This is a genomic window from Actinomadura sp. NPDC023710, assembly GCF_040639875.1.
GTDB classification, from domain to species: Bacteria; Actinomycetota; Actinomycetes; order Streptosporangiales; family Streptosporangiaceae; genus Spirillospora; species Spirillospora citrea.
The window spans coordinates 124030-148329 of the sequence record NZ_JBFAGB010000015.1 but is presented as its reverse complement, the minus strand read 5'-3'; the positions used below and the strand labels follow the sequence as shown (position 1 = coordinate 148329).

The window sequence follows — 24300 nt, the reverse complement described above, 5'->3', positions numbered from 1 at the left end:
GATGACTGACACCAACACCGACCACCCCGGCACCGACCACGCCGCAGACGACGCGGAGGAGACCGGCACCGAGGCGCCCGCCGCGCGGCAGGCGCCGGAGGAGGTGCCGCGCCCCTCCGGCATCGGCCCGCTCGGCTGGCTGCGGTGGGGCTGGCGGCAGCTCACCACCATGCGGACCGCCCTGATCCTGCTGTTCCTGGTGGCGCTCGGCGCGGTGCCGGGCTCGATCCTGCCGCAGCGGGGCCAGGCACCCGAGAAGGTCGCCGCCTACCTGGAGAAGCACGAGACGCTCGGGCCCTGGCTCGACAAGTTCTCCATGTTCGACGTGTTCGCGGCCCCCTGGTTCGCGGCCATCTACATCCTGCTGTTCGTCTCGCTCGCCGGCTGCGTCATCCCGCGCGCCGTCAAGCACTACAGGTCGATGCGGGCGCGCCCGCCGGCGGCCCCCCGCAACCTGGCGCGACTGCCGCAGTCGGCCACGTACGAGACCGACGCGTCCCCTGAGGACGTCCTCGCCGAGGCCCGCACGGCCCTGCGCGCCCGCCGCTTCCGCGTGGACGTGTCCGGCGGCGCCGCGTCCGCCGAGAAGGGCTACCTGGGCGAGACGGGCAACCTGCTCTTCCACCTCGCGCTGCTGGCGCTGCTGTTCGCGCTCGGCCTCGGGAACCTGTTCGGCTACCGGGGCAACGTCCTGCTGACCGAGGGCAAGACGTTCGCCAACTCGCTCGGCCTCTACGACCAGTTCCAGCCCGGCCGCGCCTTCAGCGGCGGCGAGCTCGCCCCGTTCACGGTCACGCTGGACGACTTCAAGGCCGAGTACGAGGCCAAGGGCGCCAAGCGGGGCCAGGCCACCGAGTTCAACGCCAAGATCCATTACCGGTCGAGCCCGGACGCCCCGAACAAGCCCTACGACCTGCAGATCAACCATCCGCTCAAGGTCGGCGGCGCGAAGGTGTACCTGCTCGGCCACGGGTACGCGCCGGTGTTCACCGTCCGGGACGCCAAGGGGAACGTCGCCTTCCAGGATTCGGTGCCGTTCCTGGAGATGGAGCCGCGGAACCTGACGTCCGAGGGCGTCATCAAGGTCCCCGACGCCGAGCCCGACCAGCTCGCCTTCTACGCCATCCTGTGGCCGACCGCGGTGGCGAGCGAGGACGGCAAGCAGATCGTCTCGGCGTTCCCCGCGCCGCTGCGCCCGGTCGTCACGATCACCGCCTTCAAGGGCGACCTCGGCCTGGACTCCGGCAGCCCGCAGTCGGTCTACAAGCTGGAGGGCGTCGGCAGGACGATCCAGCCGATCAAGGGCGGCCAGAAGCTCCTGGAGCCGGGGGAGTCCTTCGCGCTGCCCGGCGACGCCGGCACGGTGACCTTCGACGGGCTCAAGGAGTGGACGAGCCTGTCGGTCAACCGCGACCCCGGCCGCATCCCCGCGCTCATCGCCGCCGTCCTCGCGGTGCTCGGCGTGGCGACCTCGTTCATGGTCCGCCGGCGCAGGGTGTGGGTCCGTGCGAGCGCCGGAGAGGGCGGGCGTACGGTGGTGGAGGTCGGCGGTCTCACGCTGGGGAACCCGACCTCGGAGTTCGACGACATCGTGACCGCGCTGCGCGGTCCGCAGGACGGGCCCGCTTCCGAGCCCGGCGAGACCCCCGCCGCCGACGGCCCCTCGGGTGCGGCGACCGAACCGAAGGAGTGACGAGGTGAGCAACGCCGACCTCGCGAACCTGAGCGACAAGCTCATGCTGACCACCGTGATGATGTACATCATCGCGCTGGTCGCCTACGCCGCCGACCTGGGCTTCGGCCGCCGCCGCGCGGTGGAGGCCGCCCCGGCGAAGAGCGGGGCGAAGGTGCTGGTGGGCGCCGCCGGGGCCGAGAGCGCGGCCGGCACCTCGGACACGGCCGGTGACACCGCCTCCGCCTCCGACGAGGCCGCGGACGCGGACGCGGGGGCCGAGCGTCCCCGGGTCGACTGGATCCGGCTCGCCGTCCTGCTGAACGTGCTCGGCTGGGGCGCGCAGCTCGGCGTCCTCGTGACCCGCGGGCTCGCCGCGAACCGGTGGCCGTGGGGGAACATGTACGAGTTCCTCACCGCCATCGCGTTCGCCGCCGTCACCGCGTTCATGGTCGTCATGTTCCGCTACAAGGCGCGGTTCCTCGGCGCGTTCGTCATGGCCGCCGCGGTGATCGCCCTCGGCGTCGCCAACATCTGGCTGTACGACTCGGTGGGCCCGGTCAGCCCGGCGCTGAACTCCTACTGGATCGCCATCCACGTGACCGCCGCGATCATCGCGACCGGCGCGTTCACCGTCGCGGGCGCCGCGACGATCCTGTACCTGCTGAAGGAGCGCGCCGAGTCGCGCGGCGGGGTCGCGGCGGGCGGCGTGCTGTCGCGCCTCCCGTCGGTGGAGGCCCTGGACCGCCTCTCCATGCGGGTCACGATGTTCGCGTTCCCGATCTGGACGGCCGCGATCATCATGGGCGCCATCTGGGCCGACCAGGCGTGGGGCCGCTACTGGGGCTGGGACCCCAAGGAGGTCTGGTCCTTCGTCACCTGGGTCATCTACGCGGCCTACCTGCACGCGCGCGCCACCGCCGGCTGGAAGGGCCGCAAGGCCGCCTTCCTGTCACTGCTCGCGTTCGCGGCGCTGCTGTTCAACTTCTTCGGCGTGAACTACATGTTCTCCGGCCTGCACTCCTACGCCTGACGCGCGGCGGAGCGCCGCGGCCGCGTGACTCCATGGGATGACGGAGAGTCGGGTTCCGGCTTACCCTTCCTCAGGGACCCGGTCCAGCGGCGGTCGCCGCTCGATACCCCCGCGGGTCCGGCTGACAGAGGAGCCCGATGCGCTTCAAAGGCGTGCACCGCAAGCCCCGGGAGACGTTCCGAGGCGGACGGTTCCGCGCGGACGCGGCCGGCGACGAGGTCCCCTACGCGCCGTCCCCGCCCGACTCGGGGCAGGTGCGGCCGCGCAGCAACCAGCCGCGCGACCGGTTCGGCCGCTTCCGCAAGGCGGGCCGCGACGACGACTACGCGCTCGGGCCCGAACGCCCGGAGGCGGGCCCCGTCGACACGGCGGGCGGCCTGCGCGGGATGACCGGCCGGCTCGGGCGGCGGGGGCAGGGCCGGCCGCGTTCGGGCGACTACTCCTGGAGCGACTTCGAGCTGGAGGACGACCGGCCGCGCGTGGAGCCCCATCCGCCGGGCACGCCGCACGCCGCCGACGGCCGTCGTGACTGCGGCGTGCTGGAGGGCGTCCTGCACCGGCAGTGGGACGTCCGGGAGGGGCCGCCGCCCGAGGTGATCGGGGCCGTGGAGAGCCTGGCGTCGCTCCCGGAGCCGCTGAAGGAGAAGCTGGCGAGCGGCCTCGACGGCATCTACGTCGGCCCCGGCGGCGTCCCCCAGCTCGACGACATGGGCCACCTGCGCGACCGGCCGCTGCCGTCGGGCCGCGCCACCTGGGACATCTGCGCCGGCGCGTACGGCGACCGCAAGATCGTCGTGGGGGACCGGCCGTCCCCGACTCCGGACGTGATGCTGCACGAGGTCGGGCACGCGCTCGACGACATCGACGGCGACGAGGGCGAGTGGACCTCCGACAGCCCCGCCTTCCGGCAGCTGTACGAGGAGTGCCTGCCGTATCTGGCGAGCGAGTTCCACAAGCAGCCGAACGCGCTCGGCCGCCGCGAGTTCTTCGCCGACGCGTTCGCCGCGATCTCCTCCCGGCAGCGCCCCGCCCTGGTGGATATGCTCGCCGGCAACATCCGCACGGCCCTTGAGGTCATGCTCTTCTTCAACCGCAGGTACGGGATCTAGGACACCGAGATGACAGGCCGCGCGACGACAGACGGCGAAGGTGATCGACGATGTACGTGATCCGGCTTCCCGACGGCACGCTCCGGGTCCCCCACAGCGTTCTCGCCGACGGCGGCGAGCCCGGGCCCGAGGCGAGCGAGGGACGGATCATCGCCGACGCCTACGTCGAGATCGGCCCGGACGATCCCGACTACGACCGGTTGCTGAGCGAGTCGCTCACCGAGGAGGAACTGGCGGAACGGCGGCGCCGCTGGCGGGACGAGGACGCGGACCTGCTCCGCCGGTTCGAGGAATGGAAGGCGGACGGCGCCGAAGAGTGAGCACGGGGAAAGGCGAGCACTGGGGAAGCGAGCACTGGGGAGTGAGCGCGAAATCGGTGGGCGCGAGCCCGAGCCTTGAAAGGCGAGTGCTGGAGAGTGAGCGGGGGCGGGGCGGGGAGCGCCCCGGCCGCCCGGCGAGGACTGCCTTCGGCCAAGGACTGCCTCGGCGGGCGGTCCGGGCGGCTCAGGACCGGGGTCCGGGCGATGGGCCCAGGTCAGTGGGCCGAATGCTCGGCGACGGGCTCCTCGCCGCGCAGCAGCGCGTGCACCTCGGACTCGCGGAAGCGCCGGTGGCCCCCCGGAGTGCGGATGCTGCTGATCCGGCCCGCGGCGGCCCACCGGGTGACCGTCTTCGGGTCGACCCGGAAGAGGGCGGCGACCTCTCCTGGAGTCAGCAGGCGCTCGCTCGTGCTTTCCACGTCTTCTCTCCCCCTTTGTCCCGCTCTCGGCGCGGGTGGACTGTTTAACAGTGTGGCGGGTCAAGACCGATTTCTCCCTTGTTTTCGGAAAAGATCACCGAACGTAGTCCGCCGAACAGCGGCGATGACGGACGGTGATTCCGGCATGGGTCACAGTGATCACCCTGACCCCCGCTGACCTGCCATGTCACGCGGCCGAGGCCCCCGCGACCACCCGGGAGAAGTAGTCTCCGGGCATGTCCGACCTCGTATCGCTGCCGGAGATCGAACGGGCCGCCGAGCGCATCGCGGGCGTCGCCGTCCGGACGCCGCTCGTCCCGTTCTCGCGCGACCCCGCCCCGTCCGCCGCCGGCGCGCCCGCGCTGCTGGTGAAGGCCGAGTCGCTGCAGCCGATCGGCGCCTTCAAGCTGCGCGGCGCCTACTCCGCCATCGCCTCCCTCGCCCCGGGGGAGCGCGAGCGCGGCGTGGTCACGCACTCCAGCGGCAACCACGCGCAGGCCGTCGCCTACGCGGCCCGCGCGCTCGGCACCAGGGCCGTCCTGGTCATGCCGCACACCACCCCGGGCGTGAAGGTCGACGCGTGCATCGCGCTCGGCGCCGAGGTCGTGTACGTGGAGCCGACCTCCCAGGCCCGCACCGAGACCGCGGGCAAGCTCGCCGCCGCACACGGCTTCGCCCTGGTCCCGCCCTACGACGACGCCCGGATCATCGCCGGCCAGGGCACCGCCGGGCTGGAGATCGTCCAGGACCGCCCGGACGTGGACGTCGTGCTCGTCCCGGTCAGCGGCGGAGGTCTGATCGCCGGCGTGTCCGCCGCGATCAAGGCGCTGCGCCCGGAGGCGAAGATCGTCGGGGTCGAGCCGGAGCTCGCCGCGGACGCCCGCGACTCGATGGCGGCGGGGCGTCCCGTCGAGTGGGCGGCGGAGGAGACCGGCCGCACCATCGCCGACGCGCTGCGCGTCCAGCGGGTCGGCGACCTGCCGTACGCGCACATGCGCGCCCACGTGGACGGCGTCGTCACGGTCACCGAGGACGAGATCCGGCAGGCGATGCGCCGCCTCGCCCGCGAGGCCCGGCTCATCGCCGAGCCGGCGGGCGCCGTCGCCACGGCCGCCTACCTCTACCACCGCGCGGAGCTCCCCGAGGGACGCACCTACGTCTCGATCCTGTCCGGCGGCAACGTCGACCCGGCCCTCTTCCTGGACGTGCTGAGCCGACCCCGGGGCGAGGACGCTCAGGACCGGGGATAGCCTCGAAGTGCCATGCGTTCCGTCATCCTCTACACCCTGGCCCGGGCCGTGATCTTCGCGGTCACCGCGGGGGTGCTCGCGCTCTTCGGGGCCCGCGGGTTCCTGCTCCTGCTGCTGGCGCTGCTGATCAGCGGCGTCGTCAGCTACGTCCTGCTGTCCGCGCAGCGGGACCGGATGTCCGCCGTCGTCACGCGGGGCGTGCGCTCGCAGCGCGAGAAGTTCGAGAGATCGGTCGCCAAGGAGGACGCCCCGCGCCCCCGCGCGGATTGAACCGGGCGCCCCCCGTGCGGACCGACCCCCGCCCCCGCGCGCAGGGCCTTGTGCGGCCTAGGCTGGAGCCATGACCCGCGCTTCACTCGACAAGCAGCCCGCCGACGTCGCGGCGATGTTCGACGGCACCGCCGAGCGGTACGACCTGATGAACTCGCTGATGACCGGCGGCCAGGACCGGCGGTGGCGGCGGGAGGTCGTCCGTGCGCTGGAGGCGCGGCCGGGTGAGCGGGTGCTCGACCTCGCGGCGGGGACGGGGACGTCGTCGGTGCCGTTCGCCGAGGCCGGGGCCGACACGGTCGCGTGCGACTTCTCGCTCGGGATGCTGCGCGTCGGGGTGCGCCGCCAGGCGGACGTCACGGGCCTGCGCTTCGTCGCCGGGGACGCCCTGCGGCTGCCCTTCGCGGACGGCTCCTTCGACGCCGTCACCATCTCCTTCGGGCTGCGCAACGTCGCCGACACGGGGCTCGCGCTGCGCGAGCTGCGCCGGGTCGCGAGGCCCGGCGGGCGGCTGGTGATCTGCGAGGTGAGCCACCCCCCGAACGCGCTGCTGGCGCTCGGCCACAAGGCGCACCTGCGTTACGGGCTGCCGCTGCTGGCGCGGGTCAGCTCCAACCCCGACTCCTACCGCTACCTCGCCGAGTCGACCCTCGCCTGGCCCGACCAGGCGGGGCTGGCGCGGCTCATCCAGGACGCGGGCTGGGGCGAGGTGCGCTGGCGCGATCTCACGTTCGGCGTGGTCGCCCTGCACCATGCCGTCAACCCGTCCGTCAAGCCTGCTTGACAGACGGCGGCCGGTGGTTCGGACCGGTCCAAACTTGGACCGGCCCAGAAGTACCCACCAGTCGTGATAAAGGAATAGACTCCCCACCGGATCCTTGTGAAGTACTTCACAAGCGAACGAGCGAAGAGGACCATCGTGACCGACTCCACCCGACACGCGGATGCCATCGTCGTCGGGGCGGGCCCCGCCGGATCGTCGACCGCCTATTGGCTCGCGCAGGCCGGCCTGGACGTCTTCCTGCTGGAGAAGGCCACCTTCCCGCGCGACAAGATCTGCGGCGACGGCCTCACCCCGCGGGCCGTCCGCGCCCTCATCGGCATGGGCGTCGACATCAACGATCCCGGCTGGGGGCGCAACAAGGGCCTGCGCATCTACGGCGGCGGCGTCAAGGTCGAGCTGCCCTGGCCGGAGCTCGCGTCCTTCCCCGACTTCGGCCTCGTCCGCAAGCGCACCGACCTCGACCAGCTCCTCGCCGAGCACGCCGCCAAGGCCGGCGCGCAGCTCCTGCAGGGCTGCAACGTGACCGGCCCGATCGTCGACGAGCGCACCGACCGCATCACCGGCGTCACCGCCGAGTACGAGGGCGAGGAGATCGAGTTCCACGCGCCCCTGGTCGTCGCCGCCGACGGCAACTCGACCCGGCTGTCGCTCGCCATGGGGCTGCGGCGCCGCGAGGACCGTCCGATGGGCGTCGCGGTCCGCCGCTACTTCCAGACCCCGCGCCACGACGATGAGTTCATGGAGGCGTGGCTGGAGCTGTGGGACGGCCAGCGCCTGCTGCCCGGCTACGGGTGGGTGTTCGGCGTCGGCGACGGCACGTCCAACGTCGGCCTCGGCCTGCTCAACACCAGCAAGGCGTTCCAGAACGTCGACTACCGCGGCATGCTCAAGCGCTGGTGCGCGCAGATGCCGGAGGACTGGCAGTTCGACGAGGAGCACGCGACCTCCAAGATCCGCGGCGCGGCGCTGCCGATGGGCTTCAACCGGCAGCCGCACTACACCCGCGGGATGCTGCTCGTCGGCGACGCCGGCGGCATGATCAACCCGTTCAACGGCGAGGGCATCGACTACGCCCTGGAGTCCGGCCGGCTGGCCGCCGACATCATGGTGCAGGCGCTCGCCCGCCGCACCGCCGCGCAGCGCGAGCGGACCCTGTACGAGTACCCGCGCATCCTCAAGGACGAGCACGGCGGCTACTTCACCCTGGCCCGCGTTTTCGTCCAGGCGATCGGCGACCCGCGGATCATGAAGTTCCTGACCGCGCACGGCCTGCCGCACCCGACGCTGATGCGCTTCACGCTGAAGCTCCTCGCGAACCTCACCGACCCCAAGGGCGGGGACGCGATGGACCGTGTCATCAACGCGATGCAGAAGGTGGCGCCGGCCGCATGAACGCGCGCGTGGAATTCAAACTTCCGCAGGTGAGCGGACTAAAGTGCAGTACCCGACCCCCTGAGGGGAGCGCTATTGATCACCTTGGCTAGGGTGGCGGGTCGCAGGCGGCCCGTCCCGTACAACGTCGTACGTCCCGAGGAGAGGCTGTAGAGATATGGATCTCTATATTCCGATCATCGTGCTGGGTGTGCTCGCCTTCGCGTTCGCCGGCGGCTCGGTGGCGATGGCCGCGCTCACGGGGCCCAAGCGCTGGAACCGCGCCCGGCTGGACGCCTACGAGTGCGGCATCGAGCCCACTCCGCAGCCGGTCGGCGGCGGGCGCTTCCCGATCAAGTACTACCTGACGGCGATGCTGTTCATCGTCTTCGACATTGAGATCATCTTCCTTTACCCCTGGGCGGTCGCGTTCGACCGGATGGGGCTCTTCGGCCTTGTCGAGATGGTTCTTTTCATCGTCACCGTCCTCGTGGCGTACGCCTACATCTGGCGGCGCGGCGGTCTGGAGTGGGACTGACATGGGTCTAGAGGAGAAACTTCCCAGCGGCTTTCTGCTGACCACGGTCGAGCAGGTCGCGGGGTGGGCGCGCAGCAGCTCGATGTGGCCGGCGACGTTCGGCCTCGCGTGCTGCGCGATCGAGATGATGGCGACCGGCGACCCCCGGCACGACTTCTCCCGGTGGGGGATGGAGCGCGCCTCGGCGACGCCGCGCCAGGCCGACCTGATGATCGTCGCGGGCCGGGTGAGCCAGAAGATGGCGCCGGTGCTGCGGCAGATCTACGACCAGATGACCGAGCCGAAGTGGGTCATCGCGATGGGCGTGTGCGCCTCGTCCGGCGGCATGTTCAACAACTACGCGATCGTGCAGGGCGTGGACCACATCGTCCCGGTGGACATCTACCTCCCCGGCTGCCCGCCGCGGCCGGAGATGCTGCTGGACGCGATCCTCAAGCTGCACGACAAGGTCCAGAACACCAAGCTCGGGCCGCAGCGCGCGAAGCAGGTCGCCGAGCTGGAAGAGGCCAAGCGCCGCCAGCTCCCGTTGCTGGGACAGGGGGCCTGACATGAGTTCGGAGAACCCTGAGCAGCGGGCCGAGCAGGGCGCCGACAAGCTCCCCGCGCAGACCGAGGAGGAGCGCCGCGAGCAGCCGGTCGTCCGCAAGGGCATGTTCGGCGCGCGGACCACCGGCGACACCTCCGGCTACGGCGGGCTCGTCATCCGGCAGAGCCCGAAGGTGTCCGCGCAGCGCCCCTACGGCGGGCCCGGCGGCGCCGCCGAGGCCGGCGAGTTCGACGAGGTCGCCGACGAGTTGGAGCGCGCCTACCCGCACTTCGGGGACGCCGTCGACCGGGTCGTGGTCGACCGCGGCGAGATCACTTTCTTCGTGAAGCGCGAGCACCTCCTGGAGGTCGCGCGGACCATGCGGGACGAGCCGTCCCTGCGCTTCGAGATGTGCTCGGGCGTGTCGGGCGTGCACTACCCGAAGGACGAGGGCGCCGAGCTGCACTCGGTCGTGCACCTGCTGTCGATCACGCACAACCGGCGCGTCCGGCTGGAAGCGACCTGCCCGGACGCCGACCCGCACGTCCCGTCGCTGGTGCCGGTCTACCCGACGAGCGACTGGCACGAGCGGGAGACCTACGACTTCTTCGGGATCGTCTACGACGGCCACCCGGCGCTCACGCGCATCGAGATGCCCGACGACTGGGTCGGCCATCCGCAGCGCAAGGACTACCCCCTCGGCGGTGTTCCCGTCGAGTACCGCGGAGCGGAGATCCCCCCGCCCGACGAGCGGAGGTCGTACGTATGAGTTCCACGAAGTACACCGAGTACGACGCCTACGCCGCGGAGGAGGCGGCCGAGGGCAAGGTCTTCGACGTCAACGGGCAGGACTGGGACCAGGTCGTCGCCGGCGCGGAGGACCTCGGCGACGAGCGGCTCGTCGTCAACATGGGCCCGCAGCACCCGTCCACGCACGGGGTGCTCCGGCTCATCCTGACGCTCGACGGTGAGACGGTGAACGAGGCCCGGGTGGGCATCGGCTACCTGCACACCGGCATCGAGAAGAACATGGAGTTCCGCACCTGGACGCAGGGCACCACGTTCTGCACCCGGATGGACTACCTCGCGCCGATCTTCAACGAGACGGCGTACTGCCTGAGCGTGGAGAAGCTGCTCGGCGTCACCGAGCAGGTCCCGGAGCGGGCCCAGATCATCCGCGTGATGATGATGGAGCTGAACCGGATCTCCTCGCACCTGGTCGCGATCGCCACGTTCGGCCTGGAGCTCGGCGCGACGACGGTGATGCTGAACGGCTTCGTCGAGCGCGAGTACACCCTCGACCTGTTCGAGGAGATCACCGGCCTGCGGATGAACATGGCCTACGTCCGTCCGGGCGGGGTCGCGCAGGACCTGCCGAGCGGCGCGACCAGCAAGATCCGCGACTACCTGGACCGGATGCCGAAGCGGATCCAGGCGCTGCGCAAGCTGATGGACGCCAACCCGGTCTACCTGGCCCGCACGCAGAACATCGCGTACCTGGACCTGACCGGCTGCATGGCGCTCGGCATCACCGGCCCGGTGCTGCGCTCGACCGGCCTCCCGTGGGACCTGCGCAAGTCGCAGCCCTACTGCGGCTACGAGACCTACGACTTCGAGGTCGCGACGCAGGACACCTGCGACGTCTACGGCCGCTACCTCGTCCGGATGGACGAGATGGAGGAGTCGCTGAAGATCGTCGAGCAGTGCCTGGACCGGCTCCAGTCGGTCAAGGGCCCGGTGATGATCGAGGACAAGAAGATCGGCTGGCCGGCTCAGCTGGCGATCGGCGCGGACGGCATGGGCAACTCGCCCCGGCACATCGCGCACATCATGGGCACCTCGATGGAGGCCCTGATCCATCACTTCAAGCTGGTGACGGAGGGGTTCCGGGTGCCCGCCGGGCAGGCGTACGCGCCCATCGAGTCGCCGCGCGGCGAGCTCGGCGCCCATGTGGTCAGCGACGGCGGCACCCGGCCGTACCGCGTCCACTTCCGCGAGCCGTCCTTCGTCAACCTGCAGGCGGCCCCGGCGATGGCGGAGGGCGGCATGGTCGCCGACGTCATCGCGGCGGTGGCCAGCATCGACCCGGTCATGGGGGGAGTGGACCGATGACATACGGACCTGAGGTCCGCGAACGGCTGGAGCGCGACGCCAAGGAGATCATCGGCCGGTACCCCCGGCCGCGCTCGGCGCTGCTGCCCATGCTGCACCTGGTGCAGTCGGTGGAGGGCCACGTCACCGAGGACGGGATCGAGTTCTGCGCGGAGCAGCTCGGCATCACCCCGGCGCAGGTGACGGGCGTCGCGACCTTCTACACGCAGTACAAGCACGCGCCGGTCGGCGAGTTCCACGTCGGCGTCTGCATCAACACGCTGTGCGCGGTCATGGGCGGCGACCAGATCTGGAACGAGCTGAGCGAGCACGCGGGGGTGGGCCACGACGAGGCCACCCCGGACGGCAAGGTCAGCCTGGAGCGGATCGAGTGCAACGCGGCCTGCGACTTCGCGCCGGTGATGATGGTCAACTGGGAGTTCTTCGACAACATGACTCCTGAGAAGGCCAAGCAGCTCGTCGACGACCTGCGCTCGGGTAAGCAAGTGCTTCCTTCGCGCGGGCCGGAGAGCCTGGCCACCTGGAAGGAGGCGTCCCGCGTGCTCGCCGGGTTCCCGGACGGGCGCGCCGGCGAGGGCGTCCAGGCCGGGCCGGAGTCGCTGCGCGGGCTGAAGCTGGCGCAGGAGCGCGGCTGGGAGGCGCCCCGTACGGACGTCGACCGCGAGCGTCCCGAGGAGCCGGTGAAGGCCGAGGAGATCGCCGAGCCGCCGCAGGAGCCGGGCAAGCCCATGGGCGGCAAGGCCAAGCCGGGATCGCAGGAGGGGCGGAACAAGTGACCACGCTGACCCCCATCCTCACGAAGAACTGGGACCGGGCCGACTCGTTCACCCGCGCGGGCTACGAGCGCGACGGCGGGTACGAGGCGCTGCGCGCGGCGTTCCGGATGGAGCCGGACGAGATCGTCCAGGCGGTCAAGGACTCCGGACTGCGCGGCCGCGGCGGCGCGGGCTTCCCCACCGGGATGAAGTGGGGCTTCCTGCCCCCGACCAGCCCGAACCCGCGCTACCTCGTCGTCAACGCCGACGAGTCCGAGCCGGGCACGTGCAAGGACATCCCGCTGATGATGGCCAACCCGCACGTGCTCGTCGAGGGCGTCGTCATCAGCTCGTACGCGATCAAGTCGAACCTCGCGTTCATCTACGTGCGCGGCGAGGTGCTGCACGTGATCCGCCGCCTGCACCAGGCGGTGGCGGAGGCGTACGAGGCCGGCTACCTCGGCAAGGACATCCTCGGCTCCGGCTACGACCTGGACGTGGTCGTGCACAGCGGCGCCGGGGCCTACATCTGCGGCGAGGAGACGGCGCTGCTGGACTCCCTCGAAGGGTTCCGCGGTCAGCCCAGGCTCAAGCCCCCCTTCCCGGCGGTCGCGGGCCTCTACGGCGGACCCACCGTCATCAACAACGTCGAGTCGATCTCCTCGGTTCCCTCGATCATCGCCAACGGGCCGGAATGGTTCGCCTCGATGGGCACCGAGAAGTCCCAGGGCTTCGGGATCTTCTCGCTGTCCGGGCACGTCACGCGGCCCGGGCAGTACGAGGCGCCGCTTGGCATCACGCTGCGCGAACTGCTCGACATGGCGGGCGGCGTCCGCGAGGGCCACCGGCTGAAGTTCTGGACGCCCGGCGGGTCGTCCACCCCGATCTTCACCGACGAGCACCTGGACGTGCCGCTGGACTTCGAGTCCGTCGGCGCCGCCGGATCCATGCTCGGTACCCGGGCCCTGCAGATCTTCGACGAGACGACCTGCGTCGTCCGCGCCGTGCTGCGCTGGTCGGAGTTCTACGCGCACGAGTCGTGCGGCAAGTGCACGCCGTGCCGCGAGGGCACCTACTGGTACAAGCAGATGCTGAAGCGGCTGGAGGCGGGCCAGGGCTCCGAGGAGGACCTGGAGACCCTGCTGGACCTGTCCGACAACATCCTGGGCCGGTCGTTCTGCGCCCTCGGCGACGGCGCCACGAGCCCGGTCGTCTCGTCCATCAAGCTGTTCCGGGACGAGTACCTCCGGCACTTCGAGCTCGGGGCCTGCCCGTTCGACCCGGCCAAGTCCACCCTCTGGGGAGGTGCCAAGTGACCGTCACCGACGACAAGTCGGCGGTGGAGAAGCCGGTGGAGATGGTCGCCTGCACCATCGACGGCTTCGAGATCGAGGTGCCCAAGGGCACGCTGATCATCCGGGCCGCCGAGCTGCTCGGCATCCAGATCCCCCGGTTCTGCGACCACCCGCTGCTGGACCCCGTCGGGGCCTGCCGGCAGTGCCTGGTGGAGATCCCCGACGCCGGCAACGGCCGCGGCATGCCGAAGCCGCAGGCGTCCTGCACCACCGCGGTGATGCCGGGCATGGTGGTCAAGACCCAGCTCACCTCGCCGGTCGCCGACAAGGCGCAGCACGGCGTGATGGAGCTGCTGCTGATCAACCACCCGCTGGACTGCCCGATCTGCGACAAGGGCGGCGAGTGCCCGCTGCAGAACCAGGCGATGTCCAACGGCCGCGGCGAGTCCCGGTTCGTGGAGGCCAAGCGGACCTTCCCCAAGCCGATCCCGCTGTCCAGCCAGGTGCTGCTCGACCGGGAGCGGTGCATCCAGTGCGCCCGCTGCACCCGGTTCTCCGACCAGATCGCCGGCGACGCGTTCATCGACCTGTTCGAGCGCGGCGCGAAGGAGCAGGTCGGGGCGGCGGACGGCAAGCCGTTCCAGTCCTACTTCTCCGGCAACACCGTGCAGATCTGCCCGGTGGGCGCGCTGACCGGCGCCGCGTACCGGTTCCGGTCCCGCCCGTTCGACCTGGTCTCGCAGCCGAGCGTCTGCGAGCACTGCGCGTCCGGCTGCGCGCTGCGCACCGACCACCGGCGCGGGAAGATCACGCGGCGGCTGGCCGGGGACGACCCGCAGGTCAACGAGGAGTGGAACTGCGACAAGGGCCGCTGGGCGTTCACCTACGGGACGCAGCCCGAGCGCCTCGCCCAGCCGCTCGTGCGGGGCGAGGACGGCGAGCTGGAGCCGGCGTCCTGGCCCGAGGCGCTCACCATCGCGGCGCGCGGCCTGGCGGCGGCGCGCGGCTCGGCCGGCGTCCTGACCGGCGGCCGCGTCACCCTTGAGGACGCCTACGCCTACGCCAAGTTCGCCCGGATCGCGCTCGGCACCAACGACGTCGACTTCCGGGCCCGGCCGCTGTCGGAGGAGGAGTCGCGGTTCCTCGCCTCGTCCGTCGCGGGCCACCCCATCGAGGTGACCTACGCCGACCTGGAGAAGGCGCCGGTCGTCCTGCTCGCGGGGTTCGAGCCCGAGGAGGAGTCGCCGATCGTCTTCCTGCGGCTCCGCAAGGCGCACCGCAAGAACGGCCTGAAGGTGTTCGCGGCGGCCCCGTTCATGACGCGCGGGCTGGCGAAGGTCGGCGGCACGCTGCTGCCGACGCTTCCCGGCTCGGAGGGCGAGGTCCTCGGCTCCCTCATCGGGGACGCCGCCGGCATCGGGGATGACGCCAGCATCGGGGATGACGCCAGGCAAGACATCCGCACGCTGCTGGAGACCCCCGGCGCCGTCATCCTCGTCGGCGAGCGGCTCGCCACCAGCCCGGGCGCGCTGACGTCGGCGACCCGGGTGGCGCAGGCGACCGGCGCCCGGCTGGCCTGGGTGCCGCGCCGGGCCGGGGAGCGCGGTGCGATCGAGGCCGGGGCGCTGCCCGGGCTGCTGCCGATCGGCCGTCCGGTCACCGACGCGGACGCGCGCGCCGAGGTCGCCCGCACGTGGGGCGTCGCCGACCTGCCCGCCGGTCCCGGCGAGGACACGGCCGGCATCATCGCGGCGGCGGCCGCGGGGCGGCGCGGCGCGCTGCTGGTCGGCGGTGTCGACCCCTACGACCTGGCCGACCCGGAGGCGATGCTGCGGGCGCTGGAGGCCACCCCGTTCGTGGTGAGCCTGGAGCAGCGGCCGAGCGCGGTCACCGACCGCGCCGACGTCGTCCTGCCGGTCGCGGCGGTGGCGGAGAAGGCCGGGACGTTCGTCGACTGGGAGGGCCGCGGCCGCCCGTTCGACGTCGTGCTCAAGTCCGCCGGGCGGATGTCCGACCTGCGGGTGCTGGACGCGCTGGCCGACGAGATGGACGTCCACCTGGGCCTGCCGAGCCCGGAGGCCGCCCGCCGCGAGATGGCCGGCCTCGGCGCCCACAGGGGCGAGCGCCCGGACGCGCCGAGCGTCGCGCAGGGCCTGGCGCCGCACCCCGAGCAGGGCGAGGCCCTCCTCGCGACCTGGCGCCTGCTCCTCGACCGGGGCCGCCTCCAGGACGGCGAGCCGTTCCTCGCGGGCACCGCCAAGCCCGCCGCCGCCCGGCTGTCGCCCGCGACGGCCGCGGAGATCGGCGCCACCGGCGCGGTGACGGTGTCGGGCCCGCGCGGCGAGGTCACGCTCCCGCTGGAGATCACCCCCGACCTGCCCGACCGGGTGGTGTGGCTGCCGACGAACTCGGCGGGCTGCGCCCTGCACCGGGACCTCGGCGCGGTCGCGGGAGGCGTCGTCAAGATCGCGGGCGCGGTGCCCGCGACCGCGACCGAGAACGCTGGAGGCATCGAATGAGCTCCCTGGCCGCGGCGCCGGCGCCCGACCCGCGACTGCAGGACTTCGGGTCGGACCCGTGGTGGCTGATCGGCGGCAAGGTCCTCGCCATCTTCGTGTTCCTCGTCGTCACCGTGCTGATGACGATGTGGATCGAGCGGCGCGTCATCGGCCGGATGCAGCTGCGCGTCGGTCCCAACCGCGCCGGGCCCTTCGGCCTGCTGCAGGGTCTCGCCGACGGCGTCAAGCTGGCGCTGAAGGAGGACATCGTCCCCCGCCAGGTCGACAAGATCGTGTTCGTCCTGGCGCCGGTGATGGCGGCGGTGCCCGCGTTCATCTCCTTCATCATCATCCCGTTCGGGCCGACGGTCTCGATCTTCGGGCACCAGACGGCGCTGCAGGGCACCGACCTTCCGGTCGCGGTGCTGCTCGTCCTCGCGATGTCCTCGATGGCGATCTACGGCATCGTGCTGGCCGGCTGGTCCTCGATGTCGCCGTACTCGCTGCTCGGCGGGCTGCGCTCGTCCGCGCAGATGATCTCCTACGAGATCGCGATGGGCCTGTCGTTCGTGGCCGTGTTCATGTTCGCGGGCTCGATGTCCACCTCGGAGATCGTCGCGGCGCAGCACGACAAGTGGTTCGTGGTGCTGCTCGCGCCGTCGTTCGTCGTGTACGTCATCACGATGATGGGCGAGTCGAACCGCATCCCGTTCGACCTCCCCGAGGGCGAGGGCGAACTGGTCGGCGGCTTCCACACCGAGTACTCGTCGCTGAAGTTCGCGATGTTCTTCCTCGCGGAGTACATCAACCTCGCGACGCTGTCGGCCCTGGCCACCACCCTGTTCCTCGGCGGCTGGCGCGCCCCCGCTCCGATCTCCACGGTGTGGGCGGGCGCCAACTCCGGCTGGTGGCCGGTGCTGTGGTTCCTGATCAAGATCTTCCTGTTCATCTTCTTCTTCATCTGGCTGCGCGGCACGCTGCCGCGCGTGCGCTACGACCAGCTGATGAAGCTCGGCTGGAAGGTGCTGATGCCCTTCTCGCTCGGCTGGATCCTGCTGGTCGCGACGATCCGCGCCCTGCGCAACGACGGCTACGAGATGCGGCAGCTGTTCATCGCCGCCGCCGTGGTCGCCGCGATCGTGCTGGTCGCCACGGTGATCTGGGAGATGGCCCGCGGCCGCGAGGACGACAAGGAGATCGTCCCGGGGGCGACGCCGGGGCCGCGCACCGACCCGTCGGCGGGCGGGTTCCCGGTACCGCCGATGGACGCGCCCCACTACCACGGCCGCGCCCGCGAGCCGGACCGGCCGGCCACGATCGAAACCCCCTCCGAGGAGGTCACCAGTGGGACTCACTGATTTCCTGAACCCAGTCAAGGGGTTCGGGGTCTCGTTCCACCAGATGTTCACGAAGAGCGAGACCGTCCAGTACCCCGAGGTGAAGAAGCCGACGGCTCCTCGCTTCCACGGGCGGCACCAGCTGAACCGGTGGCCGGACGGCCTGGAGAAGTGCATCGGCTGCGAGCTGTGCGCGTGGGCGTGCCCCGCGGACGCCATCTTCGTCGAGGGCGCCGACAACACGGCGGAGGAGCGGTACTCGCCCGGCGAGCGCTACGGCCGCACCTACCAGATCAACTATCTGCGGTGCATCCTGTGCGGGCTGTGCATCGAGGCGTGCCCGACCCGGGCGCTCACGATGACCAACGAGTACGAGCTCGCCGACGACAGCCGCGAGAGCCTCATCTACACCAAGGAGATGCTGCTGGCGCCGCTGCGCGAGGGCATGGAGACGCCCCCGCACGAGATGCGGCTCGGCGACACCGAGGAGGACTACTACCGCCTCGGCCTCCAGGAGAGCGAGCAGTCGCCGTCCTCCGGAACGCCGTCGGCTCCGAAGGTCCCCGCCGAGGGCGGCGGGCGCGCCGGCGCCGACCAGGCCGCCGAGCGCGAGAAGGCCAGGCGCGAGAAGGCGCGCAAGGGCGGTGAGGGCAAGTGACCGGCTCCGTCGCGAGCGCGCACGTGCTCGCCGCCGAGGTCGCCGACAAGCAGTCCGGCGAGCCGTTCTTCTTCTGGCTGCTGGCGGTCGTCTCGGTGGTCGCCGCGCTCGGCATGATCTTCATGCGGAAGGCGGTGCACTCGGCGCTGCTGCTGGCGACCGTGATGCTCTGCCTGGCCGCGCTGTACGCGATCCAGAACGCGCCCTTCCTGGCGTTCGTGCAGGTGATCGTCTACACCGGCGCGGTGCTGATGCTGTTCCTGTTCGTGCTGATGCTCGTCGGGGTCAGTTCCACCGACTCGCTGGTGGAGACGATCCGGGGCCAGCGGTTCTGGGCGGTGCTCGCCGCGATCGGCTTCCTCGTCCTGCTGTCGGTCGGGGTCGGCAACGCCGCGCTCGGCGGCTCGGCCGGGCTGACCCAGGCCAACTCCGAGGGCAACATCGTCGGGCTGGCCCGGCTGCTGTTCTCCAAGTACGTGTTCGCGTTCGAGGCGACCAGCGCCCTGCTGATCACCGCGGCGCTGGGCGCGATGGTGCTGGCGCACCGGGAGCGCACCGAGCCGAAGCCGACGCAGAAGGACCTGTCGCGGCAGCGGTTCCTGTCCGGCTCCCACCCGGGCCCGCTGCCGGGTCCCGGCACCTACGCCCGGCACAACGCCGTCGACATGCCGGCGCTGCTGCCCGACGGGACGCCCTCGGAGCTGTCGGTCAACCCGGTCATCGCGGCCCGCACCGACACCGCGGAGCGGCACGCCGACCTGTACGGCGGCTCCGAGGAGGAGGCCCTCGAACGGGACGTGGCCGCGGTCAAGGCGGTCACCGAGGACGTTCGCGACACCGACGCCGAGGCGCGCTCGGTCAAGTCGGGGACGCCCGCCGCCGGCGGCGGCGCGAGTGAAGGCGAGGCAGGAGAATGAGCCCAGGGCACTACCTGGCGCTCTCGGCGATCCTGTTCACCATCGGAGCGCTGGGCGTCCTCGTGCGCCGCAACGCCATCGTGGTGTTCATGTGCGTCGAGCTGATGCTGAACGCGACGAACCTGGCGTTCGTCTCGTTCTCCCGTATGCACGGCAACCTGGACGGCCAGATCATCGCCTTCTTCGTGATGGTGGTGGCCGCGGCGGAGGTCGTGGTGGGTCTGGCGATCATCATGACCATCTTCCGGACCCGCAGGTCCTCGTCGGTCGACGACGCGAACCTGCTGAAGTACTGAGAGGCCAGGGATGAAAGCGGAAGGCATCCAGGCCGCGTCCTGGCTCCTCGTCGCGCTCCCGCTCGCGGGCGCCGCGATCCTCCTGCTGGGGGGACGGCGAACCGACAAGTGGGGCCACCTGCTCGGCGCCGCGATGTCGGTGGCGTCGTTCGCGGTGGGCGCCGCGATGTTCGCCCAGATGATCGGGTACGACGCCGAGACCCGGCGCCGCACCCTGCACCTGTGGGACTTCATCGACGTCGGCACGTTCAAGGTCGGCATGGACCTGCTGGTGGACCCGCTGTCCATCACCTTCGTCCTGCTGATCACCGGGGTGGGCTCGCTCATCCACATCTACTCCATCGGCTACATGGCCGAGGACCCCGACCGGCGCCGGTTCTTCGCCTACCTGAACCTGTTCCTGGCGGCGATGCTGCTGCTGGTGCTGGGAGGCAACTTCCTGATCCTGTTCCTCGGCTGGGAGGGCGTCGGACTCGCCTCCTACCTGCTGATCGGGTTCTGGCAGCACAAGCCGACCGCCGCGACCGCCGCGAAGAAGGCGTTCGTCGTCAACCGCGTCGGCGACATGGGGCTGATCATCGCGATCGCGCTGATCTTCGCCTCGTTCGGCACCATCGACTTCGGCTCGGTCCTCGGCACCGGCGCCGAGCACGTGGGGCTCGCCTCCAAGCTCGGCACCGGCACCGCGACGGCCATCGGGCTGCTGCTCCTGGTCGGCGCGTGCGGCAAGTCCGCGCAGCTCCCGCTGCAGTCGTGGCTGCTGGACGCGATGGAGGGCCCGACCCCGGTGTCGGCCCTGATCCACGCCGCCACGATGGTGACCGCGGGCGTCTACCTGATCGTCCGGTCCGGGCCGATCTTCGAGATGTCCGAGACCGCGCAGCTGGTGGTGACGATCGTCGGCGCGGCCACGCTGCTCGCCGGTGCGATCATCGGTTGCGGCAAGGACGACATCAAGAAGGCCCTCGCCGGGTCGACGATGTCGCAGATCGGCTACATGGTGCTGGCCGCCGGGCTCGGCCCGGCGGGCTACGTGTTCGCCATCGCGCACCTCGTCGCGCACGGCTTCTTCAAGGCCGGCCTTTTCCTCGGCGCCGGCTCCGTCATGCACGGCATGAAGGACGACGTGAACATGCGCCACTACGGCGCGCTGCGCGCGGTCATGATGATCACCTACGTGACGTTCGGGCTCGGGTACCTCGCCATCATCGGGTTCCCCGGCCTGTCCGGCTGGTTCACGAAGGACGGCATCATCGAGGCCGCCTACGACAAGGGCGGCACGTCCGGGCTGATCCTCGGCTCCTGCGCGCTGATCGGCGCCGGGATCACCGCCTACTACATGTCGCGGGTCATGTTCATGACGTTCTTCGGCGAGAAGCGCTGGGAGGACGACGTCCACCCGCACGAGTCGCCGGCCGTCATGACCTGGCCGCTGATGCTGCTCGCGGTCGGCTCCGTCTTCGCGGGCGGGTTCCTGGTCCTCGGCAGCTTCCCCGAGTTCCTCGAACCGGTCGTCGGGGCGCCCGAGCACGCGCACGAGTTCAAGTGGCTGACCGCGCCCGGCGCCGCCACCTTCGTCCTGATGATCGTCGGCGCCGGGATCGCCTGGATGCAGTACGGCGCCCGCAAGGTGCCGCGCGAGGCGCCCAAGGGCTCGTTCGTCACCGTCGCGGCCCGCAAGGACCTCTACGGCGACGCGCTCAACGAGTCGCTGCTGATGCGTCCCGGCCAGTGGCTGACCCGGCTCGCGGTCTGGTTCGACGGGCGCGGCGTCGACGGCGCCGTCAACGGGACGGCCGCCGGTGTCGGCGGCAGTTCCGGCCGGCTCCGGCGGGTCCAGACCGGCTTCGCCCGCTCCTACGCCCTCTCGATGCTGGGCGGCGCGGCCCTCGTGGTCGCGGCGCTCCTGGTGGTGAACGTGTCATGAGCGACTTTCCCTGGCTGAGCGTCCTCATCGCGCTGCCACTGGCGGGCGCGGTGCTGCTCACCGCCATCCCGCGCGAGCGGGAGGCGCTGGCCAAGCAGTTCTCGCTCGGCGTCTCCCTCGTCGTCGCGGTCCTCACCGGGGTCATGGCGGCGGGCTTCGACGCGGGCGGTGCGCGGTTCCAGTTCACCGAGAAGTACTGGTGGATCAAGGAGTTCGGGGTCCACTGGGCGGTGGGCGTCGACGGCGTCGCGCTGGTGCTGATCCTGCTGTCGGTGATCCTCGTCCCGCTGGTCATGCTGGCGTCGTGGAACGAGGCCGACCGGTCCGGCGGCGTGGACGCCCCGGCCCGGGACGAGGCGGGGCGTGGCCACGGGGGCGGAACGCAGCGGTCGGTGAAGACCTACTTCGCGCTGCTGCTGACGATGGAAGCGGCCATGATCGGCGTGTTCGCCGCGACGGACGTGTTCCTGTTCTACGTCTTCTTCGAGGCGATGCTCATCCCGGTGTACTTCATCATCGGGTACTACGGCGGCGCGCAGCGCTCCTACGCCGCGGTGAAGTTCCTGCTGTACTCGCTGTTCGGCGGGCTGCTGATGCTCGTCGCCGTCATCTGGCTGTACCCGCTGTCGAGCCGGTCGGTCGACGAGGGCGGCCTCGGGCACGGCACGTTCATGTTCGACGAACTGTCGAAGATGAACATCGACCCGACGACGGCCAAGTGGCTGTTCCTCGGCTTCTTCGTCGCCTTCGCGATCAAGGCGCCGATGGTGCCGGTGCACACCTGGCTGCCGGACGCGGCGCAGCAGTCCCCGGCGGGCGCGCTGGTGCTGATCGTCGGCGTCCTGGACAAGGTCGGCACCTACGGCATGCTCCGGTTCTGCCTGGAGCTGTTCCCCGGCGCGGCCAAGTGGGCGACCCCGGTCGTGCTGGCGTTCGCGGTGCTCAGCATCATCTACGGCGCGGTCCTCGCGATCGGCCAGGTCGACATGAAGCGCCTCATCGCCTACACGTCGGTGTCGCACTTCGGGTTCATCGTCCTCGGCATCTTCGCGATGACGTCGCAGGGCCAGTCCGGCGCCGCGCTCTACATGGTGAACCACGGGTTCTCCACCGGCGCGCTGTTCCTCGTCGTCGGCTTCATGATCGTCCGGCGGCGGTCGGCGCGGATCTCCGACTTCGGCGGGGTTCAGAAGGTCGCACCCGTCCTCGCGGGGATGTTCCTGGTCGCCGGCCTGTCCGCGCTGTCGCTGCCCGGCCTGTCCACGTTCGTATCGGAGTTCCTGGTCATCGTCGGGACGTTCAGCCGGTACGAGTGGGCGGGCGCGCTCGCGGTGAGCGGCGTCGTGCTCGCCGCGATCTACGTCCTGTGGATGTACCAGCGGACCATGGGCGGCCCCAAGACGCCCGCGGTCGAGGGCATGAAGGACCTGTCCGCCCGGGAGAAGTGGGCCCTCGCGCCGATCATCGCGATCATCGTGGCGATGGGCCTGTTCCCGCAGCCGGTGCTGCACGTGATCAACCCGTCGGTGGGCCACACGCTGGCCCGGGTCGGCGAGCACGACCCGGCGCCGGACATCACCGGTAACGTCGCCGAGAACGGAGCCCGTCCATGAGCACCACCAGTCAGGTGAGCGCGGTCCTCGCGCAGGGGGGTGACATCCCCGCGCCGCACATCGAGTACGGGCAGATCGCCCCGCTGCTCCTGGTCCTCGGCGTCGCCGTCGTGGGCGTGCTCGTCGAGGCGTTCGTCGGCCGGAGCGCGCGCTACTACGTGCAGGTGCCGCTCGCGTTCCTCGGCCTCGCGGGCGCGTTCGGCTGGACGATCGCGCTGGCATGGCGCGACAACCCGCACCACGTCGCCGCCGAGGGCGCCCTGGGCGTGGACGGCCCCACGCTGTTCATCCAGGGCACCATCCTGGTGCTGGCCCTGGTCAGCCTCCTGCTCATCGCCGAACGGGGGGAGGGCAGGGCCGGCGGCCACTTCGCCGCGCAGGCGTCCGCCCTGCCCGGCAGCGAGGCCGAGCAGCGCACCGCCGAGGCGGGGTTCACCCAGACCGAGGTGTTCCCGCTGATGATGTTCGCCGTCGGCGGCATGGTGATGTTCCCGGCGGCCAACGACCTGCTCACCATGTTCGTGGCGCTGGAGGTCATGTCGCTGCCGCTGTACCTGCTGTGCGGCCTCGCCCGCCGGCGGCGCCTCCTCTCGCAGGAGGCGGCGGTCAAGTACTTCCTGCTCGGCGCGTTCTCCTCGGCGTTCTTCCTGTACGGGGCGGCGCTGCTGTACGGGTACGCCGGGTCCGTCCGGCTGTCGGACATCTCCGTACAGATCGGCAAGGACGCGGGCAGCGAGACCCTGCTCCTCGCGGGCGTCGCGCTGCTGTCGGTCGGGCTGCTGTTCAAGCTCGGCGGCGTCCCGTTCCACATGTGGAAGCCGGACGTCTACCAGGGCGCCCCCACCCCGATCACGGCGCTGATGGCGTCCTGCACCGTCGTCGCCGCGTTCGGCGGGATCCTGCGCGTCTACTACGTCGCGTTCGAGACGCTGAAGTGGGACTGGCGGCCCCTCATGTGGGGTGTGGCCATTCTCACCATGGTCGCCGGGTCGATCATCGCGATCACGCAGACCGACATCAAGCGGATGCTGGCCTACTCCTCGATCGCGCACGCGGGCTTCCTGCTCATGGGCGTGATCGCCAGCTCGGCGGACGGCCTGTCCAGCACGATGTTCTACCTGGTCGCCTACGGCTTCACCTCGATCGGCGCGTTCGCCGTCGTGACGATGGTGCGGGACGCGGGCGGCGAGGCCGGCCACCTGTCGCGGTGGGCGGGCCTCGGCAAGCGGTCCCCGGTGGTCGCGGGCGTCTTCGCCTTCTTCCTCCTGGGCTTCGCGGGCATTCCGCTGACCAGCGGTTTCACCGGGAAGTTCGCGGTGTTCAAGGCTGCCGTCGAGAGCGGTGCGACACCCCTGGTGATCGTCGCCGTGCTCTCCTCCGCGGTCGCCGCGTTCTTCTACGTCCGTGTGATCGTCGTCATGTTCTTCAGTGAGCCGGACGCCGAGGGCCCGGTCGTGGTGGCCGGCCCGGCGACCGCGGTCGCGGTCGCGCTCGGAGTGACGGCTACTGTGGTACTCGGCGTGATCCCGCAGCCCGTTCTGGACCTCGCGGGGCAGGCCACGACCCACATGTTCGTCCGGTAGGGAGTCTTGGGTGAGCA

At 71.0% G+C, this 24300-nt stretch carries 23 protein-coding genes; 22 read left to right on the top strand and 1 reads right to left on the bottom strand.

Going from position 1 to position 24300, the window contains the following annotated elements; all coding sequences use genetic code 11:
• The first annotated feature begins 1 nt into the window (after position 1).
• The 4 genes from AB0H37_RS19480 (at position 2) to AB0H37_RS19465 (ending at position 4134) form a co-directional block, all read left to right on the top strand.
• The gene (locus AB0H37_RS19480) at positions 2 to 1693 is read left to right on the top strand and encodes a cytochrome c biogenesis protein ResB (RefSeq protein ID WP_329084961.1); all 1692 of its coding nucleotides are present in this window, start codon (positions 2 to 4) and stop codon (positions 1691 to 1693) included.
• 4 nt (positions 1694 to 1697) lie between these two features.
• The gene (ccsB, locus tag AB0H37_RS19475) at positions 1698 to 2705 is read left to right on the top strand and encodes a c-type cytochrome biogenesis protein CcsB (protein ID WP_329084963.1); all 1008 of its coding nucleotides are present in this window, start codon (positions 1698 to 1700) and stop codon (positions 2703 to 2705) included.
• A 137-nt stretch (positions 2706 to 2842) separates the two neighbouring features.
• Positions 2843 to 3814: a hypothetical protein gene (locus AB0H37_RS19470; protein WP_179837798.1), complete on the top strand. Its 972-nt coding sequence runs from the start codon at positions 2843 to 2845 to the stop codon at positions 3812 to 3814.
• Positions 3815 to 3864: 50 nt separating this feature from the next.
• Positions 3865 to 4134, top strand: coding sequence for a hypothetical protein (locus AB0H37_RS19465; RefSeq protein WP_360614135.1), 270 nt, complete (start codon positions 3865 to 3867; stop codon positions 4132 to 4134).
• Between the two features lie 215 nt (positions 4135 to 4349).
• Here the strand turns inward: AB0H37_RS19465 and AB0H37_RS19460 are convergent, their stop codons facing one another.
• Positions 4350 to 4553 carry a BldC family transcriptional regulator gene (locus AB0H37_RS19460; protein ID WP_141580358.1) on the bottom strand — a complete coding sequence of 68 codons (204 nt, stop codon included), beginning with the start codon at positions 4551 to 4553 and terminating at the stop codon, positions 4350 to 4352.
• A gap of 236 nt (positions 4554 to 4789) precedes the next feature.
• On the opposite strand from AB0H37_RS19460, the gene AB0H37_RS19455 reads away from it, so the two are divergent.
• The 18 genes from AB0H37_RS19455 to nuoN all read left to right on the top strand — a co-directional run bounded on the left by AB0H37_RS19455 (position 4790) and on the right by nuoN (position 24283).
• Positions 4790 to 5803 carry a threonine/serine dehydratase gene (locus tag AB0H37_RS19455; protein WP_360614133.1) on the top strand — a complete coding sequence of 338 codons (1014 nt, stop codon included), beginning with the start codon at positions 4790 to 4792 and terminating at the stop codon, positions 5801 to 5803.
• 12 nt (positions 5804 to 5815) lie between these two features.
• Positions 5816 to 6073: a DUF4229 domain-containing protein gene (locus tag AB0H37_RS19450; RefSeq protein ID WP_179837795.1), complete on the top strand. Its 258-nt coding sequence runs from the start codon at positions 5816 to 5818 to the stop codon at positions 6071 to 6073.
• A gap of 70 nt (positions 6074 to 6143) precedes the next feature.
• On the top strand, positions 6144 to 6857 hold the full coding sequence (locus AB0H37_RS19445) for a demethylmenaquinone methyltransferase (protein WP_258944556.1): 714 nt from the start codon (positions 6144 to 6146) through the stop codon (positions 6855 to 6857).
• Positions 6858 to 6992: 135 nt separating this feature from the next.
• Positions 6993 to 8249, top strand: a complete 1257-nt coding sequence (locus tag AB0H37_RS19440) for a geranylgeranyl reductase family protein (RefSeq protein ID WP_179837793.1) — start codon at positions 6993 to 6995, stop codon at positions 8247 to 8249.
• Positions 8250 to 8406: 157 nt separating this feature from the next.
• Entirely contained in the window at positions 8407 to 8766 is a 360-nt protein-coding gene (locus AB0H37_RS19435; RefSeq protein ID WP_089315506.1) for an NADH-quinone oxidoreductase subunit A, read from the top strand.
• Between the two features lies 1 nt (position 8767).
• On the top strand, positions 8768 to 9313 hold the full coding sequence (locus AB0H37_RS19430) for an NADH-quinone oxidoreductase subunit B (protein WP_179837792.1): 546 nt from the start codon (positions 8768 to 8770) through the stop codon (positions 9311 to 9313).
• Position 9314: 1 nt separating this feature from the next.
• Complete coding sequence (locus AB0H37_RS19425; RefSeq protein WP_179837791.1) at positions 9315 to 10061, top strand: NADH-quinone oxidoreductase subunit C; 747 nt, start codon at positions 9315 to 9317, stop codon at positions 10059 to 10061.
• Entirely contained in the window at positions 10058 to 11404 is a 1347-nt protein-coding gene (locus AB0H37_RS19420) for an NADH-quinone oxidoreductase subunit D (RefSeq protein ID WP_179837790.1), read from the top strand. The genes AB0H37_RS19425 and AB0H37_RS19420 overlap by 4 nt, the downstream gene beginning before the upstream one ends.
• Entirely contained in the window at positions 11401 to 12180 is a 780-nt protein-coding gene (nuoE, locus tag AB0H37_RS19415) for an NADH-quinone oxidoreductase subunit NuoE (protein WP_179837789.1), read from the top strand. Before AB0H37_RS19420 ends, nuoE begins: the two co-directional genes overlap by 4 nt.
• Positions 12177 to 13475, top strand: coding sequence for an NADH-quinone oxidoreductase subunit NuoF (gene nuoF, locus AB0H37_RS19410; protein ID WP_329084981.1), 1299 nt, complete (start codon positions 12177 to 12179; stop codon positions 13473 to 13475). The genes nuoE and nuoF overlap by 4 nt, the downstream gene beginning before the upstream one ends.
• Complete coding sequence (locus tag AB0H37_RS19405; RefSeq protein ID WP_360614127.1) at positions 13472 to 15973, top strand: NADH-quinone oxidoreductase subunit G; 2502 nt, start codon at positions 13472 to 13474, stop codon at positions 15971 to 15973. The genes nuoF and AB0H37_RS19405 overlap by 4 nt, the downstream gene beginning before the upstream one ends.
• Positions 15970 to 17310 carry an NADH-quinone oxidoreductase subunit NuoH gene (nuoH, locus tag AB0H37_RS19400; protein WP_329084985.1) on the top strand — a complete coding sequence of 447 codons (1341 nt, stop codon included), beginning with the start codon at positions 15970 to 15972 and terminating at the stop codon, positions 17308 to 17310. The genes AB0H37_RS19405 and nuoH overlap by 4 nt, the downstream gene beginning before the upstream one ends.
• Before the next feature lie 43 nt (positions 17311 to 17353).
• Complete coding sequence (gene nuoI / locus AB0H37_RS19395) at positions 17354 to 17947, top strand: NADH-quinone oxidoreductase subunit NuoI (RefSeq protein ID WP_360614197.1); 594 nt, start codon at positions 17354 to 17356, stop codon at positions 17945 to 17947.
• Positions 17944 to 18864: an NADH-quinone oxidoreductase subunit J gene (locus AB0H37_RS19390; protein WP_360614125.1), complete on the top strand. Its 921-nt coding sequence runs from the start codon at positions 17944 to 17946 to the stop codon at positions 18862 to 18864. The genes nuoI and AB0H37_RS19390 overlap by 4 nt, the downstream gene beginning before the upstream one ends.
• Positions 18861 to 19160: an NADH-quinone oxidoreductase subunit NuoK gene (nuoK, locus tag AB0H37_RS19385; RefSeq protein WP_021593191.1), complete on the top strand. Its 300-nt coding sequence runs from the start codon at positions 18861 to 18863 to the stop codon at positions 19158 to 19160. Before AB0H37_RS19390 ends, nuoK begins: the two co-directional genes overlap by 4 nt.
• 10 nt (positions 19161 to 19170) lie before the next feature.
• Positions 19171 to 21087: an NADH-quinone oxidoreductase subunit L gene (nuoL, locus tag AB0H37_RS19380; protein WP_360614122.1), complete on the top strand. Its 1917-nt coding sequence runs from the start codon at positions 19171 to 19173 to the stop codon at positions 21085 to 21087.
• Positions 21084 to 22700 carry an NADH-quinone oxidoreductase subunit M gene (locus AB0H37_RS19375; RefSeq protein ID WP_179837782.1) on the top strand — a complete coding sequence of 539 codons (1617 nt, stop codon included), beginning with the start codon at positions 21084 to 21086 and terminating at the stop codon, positions 22698 to 22700. Before nuoL ends, AB0H37_RS19375 begins: the two co-directional genes overlap by 4 nt.
• Complete coding sequence (gene nuoN / locus AB0H37_RS19370; RefSeq protein ID WP_329084994.1) at positions 22697 to 24283, top strand: NADH-quinone oxidoreductase subunit NuoN; 1587 nt, start codon at positions 22697 to 22699, stop codon at positions 24281 to 24283. The genes AB0H37_RS19375 and nuoN overlap by 4 nt, the downstream gene beginning before the upstream one ends.
• Positions 24284 to 24300: the final 17 nt, after the last annotated feature.

Excerpts from the sequence above, each read along its gene's own strand:
- AB0H37_RS19470 (WP_179837798.1), top strand. The coding sequence starts at position 2,843 with ATGCGCTTCAAAGGCGTGCACCGCAAGCCCCGGGAGACGTTCCGAGGC.
- AB0H37_RS19445 (WP_258944556.1), top strand. The coding sequence starts at position 6,144 with ATGACCCGCGCTTCACTCGACAAGCAGCCCGCCGACGTCGCGGCGATG.
- nuoE (WP_179837789.1), top strand. The coding sequence starts at position 11,401 with ATGACATACGGACCTGAGGTCCGCGAACGGCTGGAGCGCGACGCCAAG.
- nuoI (WP_360614197.1), top strand. The coding sequence starts at position 17,354 with ATGTTCACGAAGAGCGAGACCGTCCAGTACCCCGAGGTGAAGAAGCCG.
- nuoH (WP_329084985.1), top strand. The coding sequence starts at position 15,970 with ATGAGCTCCCTGGCCGCGGCGCCGGCGCCCGACCCGCGACTGCAGGAC.
- AB0H37_RS19480 (WP_329084961.1), top strand. The coding sequence starts at position 2 with ATGACTGACACCAACACCGACCACCCCGGCACCGACCACGCCGCAGAC.
- AB0H37_RS19465 (WP_360614135.1), top strand. The coding sequence starts at position 3,865 with ATGTACGTGATCCGGCTTCCCGACGGCACGCTCCGGGTCCCCCACAGC.
- AB0H37_RS19375 (WP_179837782.1), top strand. The coding sequence starts at position 21,084 with ATGAGCGACTTTCCCTGGCTGAGCGTCCTCATCGCGCTGCCACTGGCG.
- AB0H37_RS19420 (WP_179837790.1), top strand. The coding sequence starts at position 10,058 with ATGAGTTCCACGAAGTACACCGAGTACGACGCCTACGCCGCGGAGGAG.
- AB0H37_RS19455 (WP_360614133.1), top strand. The coding sequence starts at position 4,790 with ATGTCCGACCTCGTATCGCTGCCGGAGATCGAACGGGCCGCCGAGCGC.
- nuoN (WP_329084994.1), top strand. The coding sequence starts at position 22,697 with ATGAGCACCACCAGTCAGGTGAGCGCGGTCCTCGCGCAGGGGGGTGAC.
- AB0H37_RS19435 (WP_089315506.1), top strand. The coding sequence starts at position 8,407 with ATGGATCTCTATATTCCGATCATCGTGCTGGGTGTGCTCGCCTTCGCG.
- nuoL (WP_360614122.1), top strand. The coding sequence starts at position 19,171 with ATGAAAGCGGAAGGCATCCAGGCCGCGTCCTGGCTCCTCGTCGCGCTC.
- nuoK (WP_021593191.1), top strand. The coding sequence starts at position 18,861 with ATGAGCCCAGGGCACTACCTGGCGCTCTCGGCGATCCTGTTCACCATC.
- AB0H37_RS19425 (WP_179837791.1), top strand. The coding sequence starts at position 9,315 with ATGAGTTCGGAGAACCCTGAGCAGCGGGCCGAGCAGGGCGCCGACAAG.
- AB0H37_RS19450 (WP_179837795.1), top strand. The coding sequence starts at position 5,816 with ATGCGTTCCGTCATCCTCTACACCCTGGCCCGGGCCGTGATCTTCGCG.
- AB0H37_RS19430 (WP_179837792.1), top strand. The coding sequence starts at position 8,768 with ATGGGTCTAGAGGAGAAACTTCCCAGCGGCTTTCTGCTGACCACGGTC.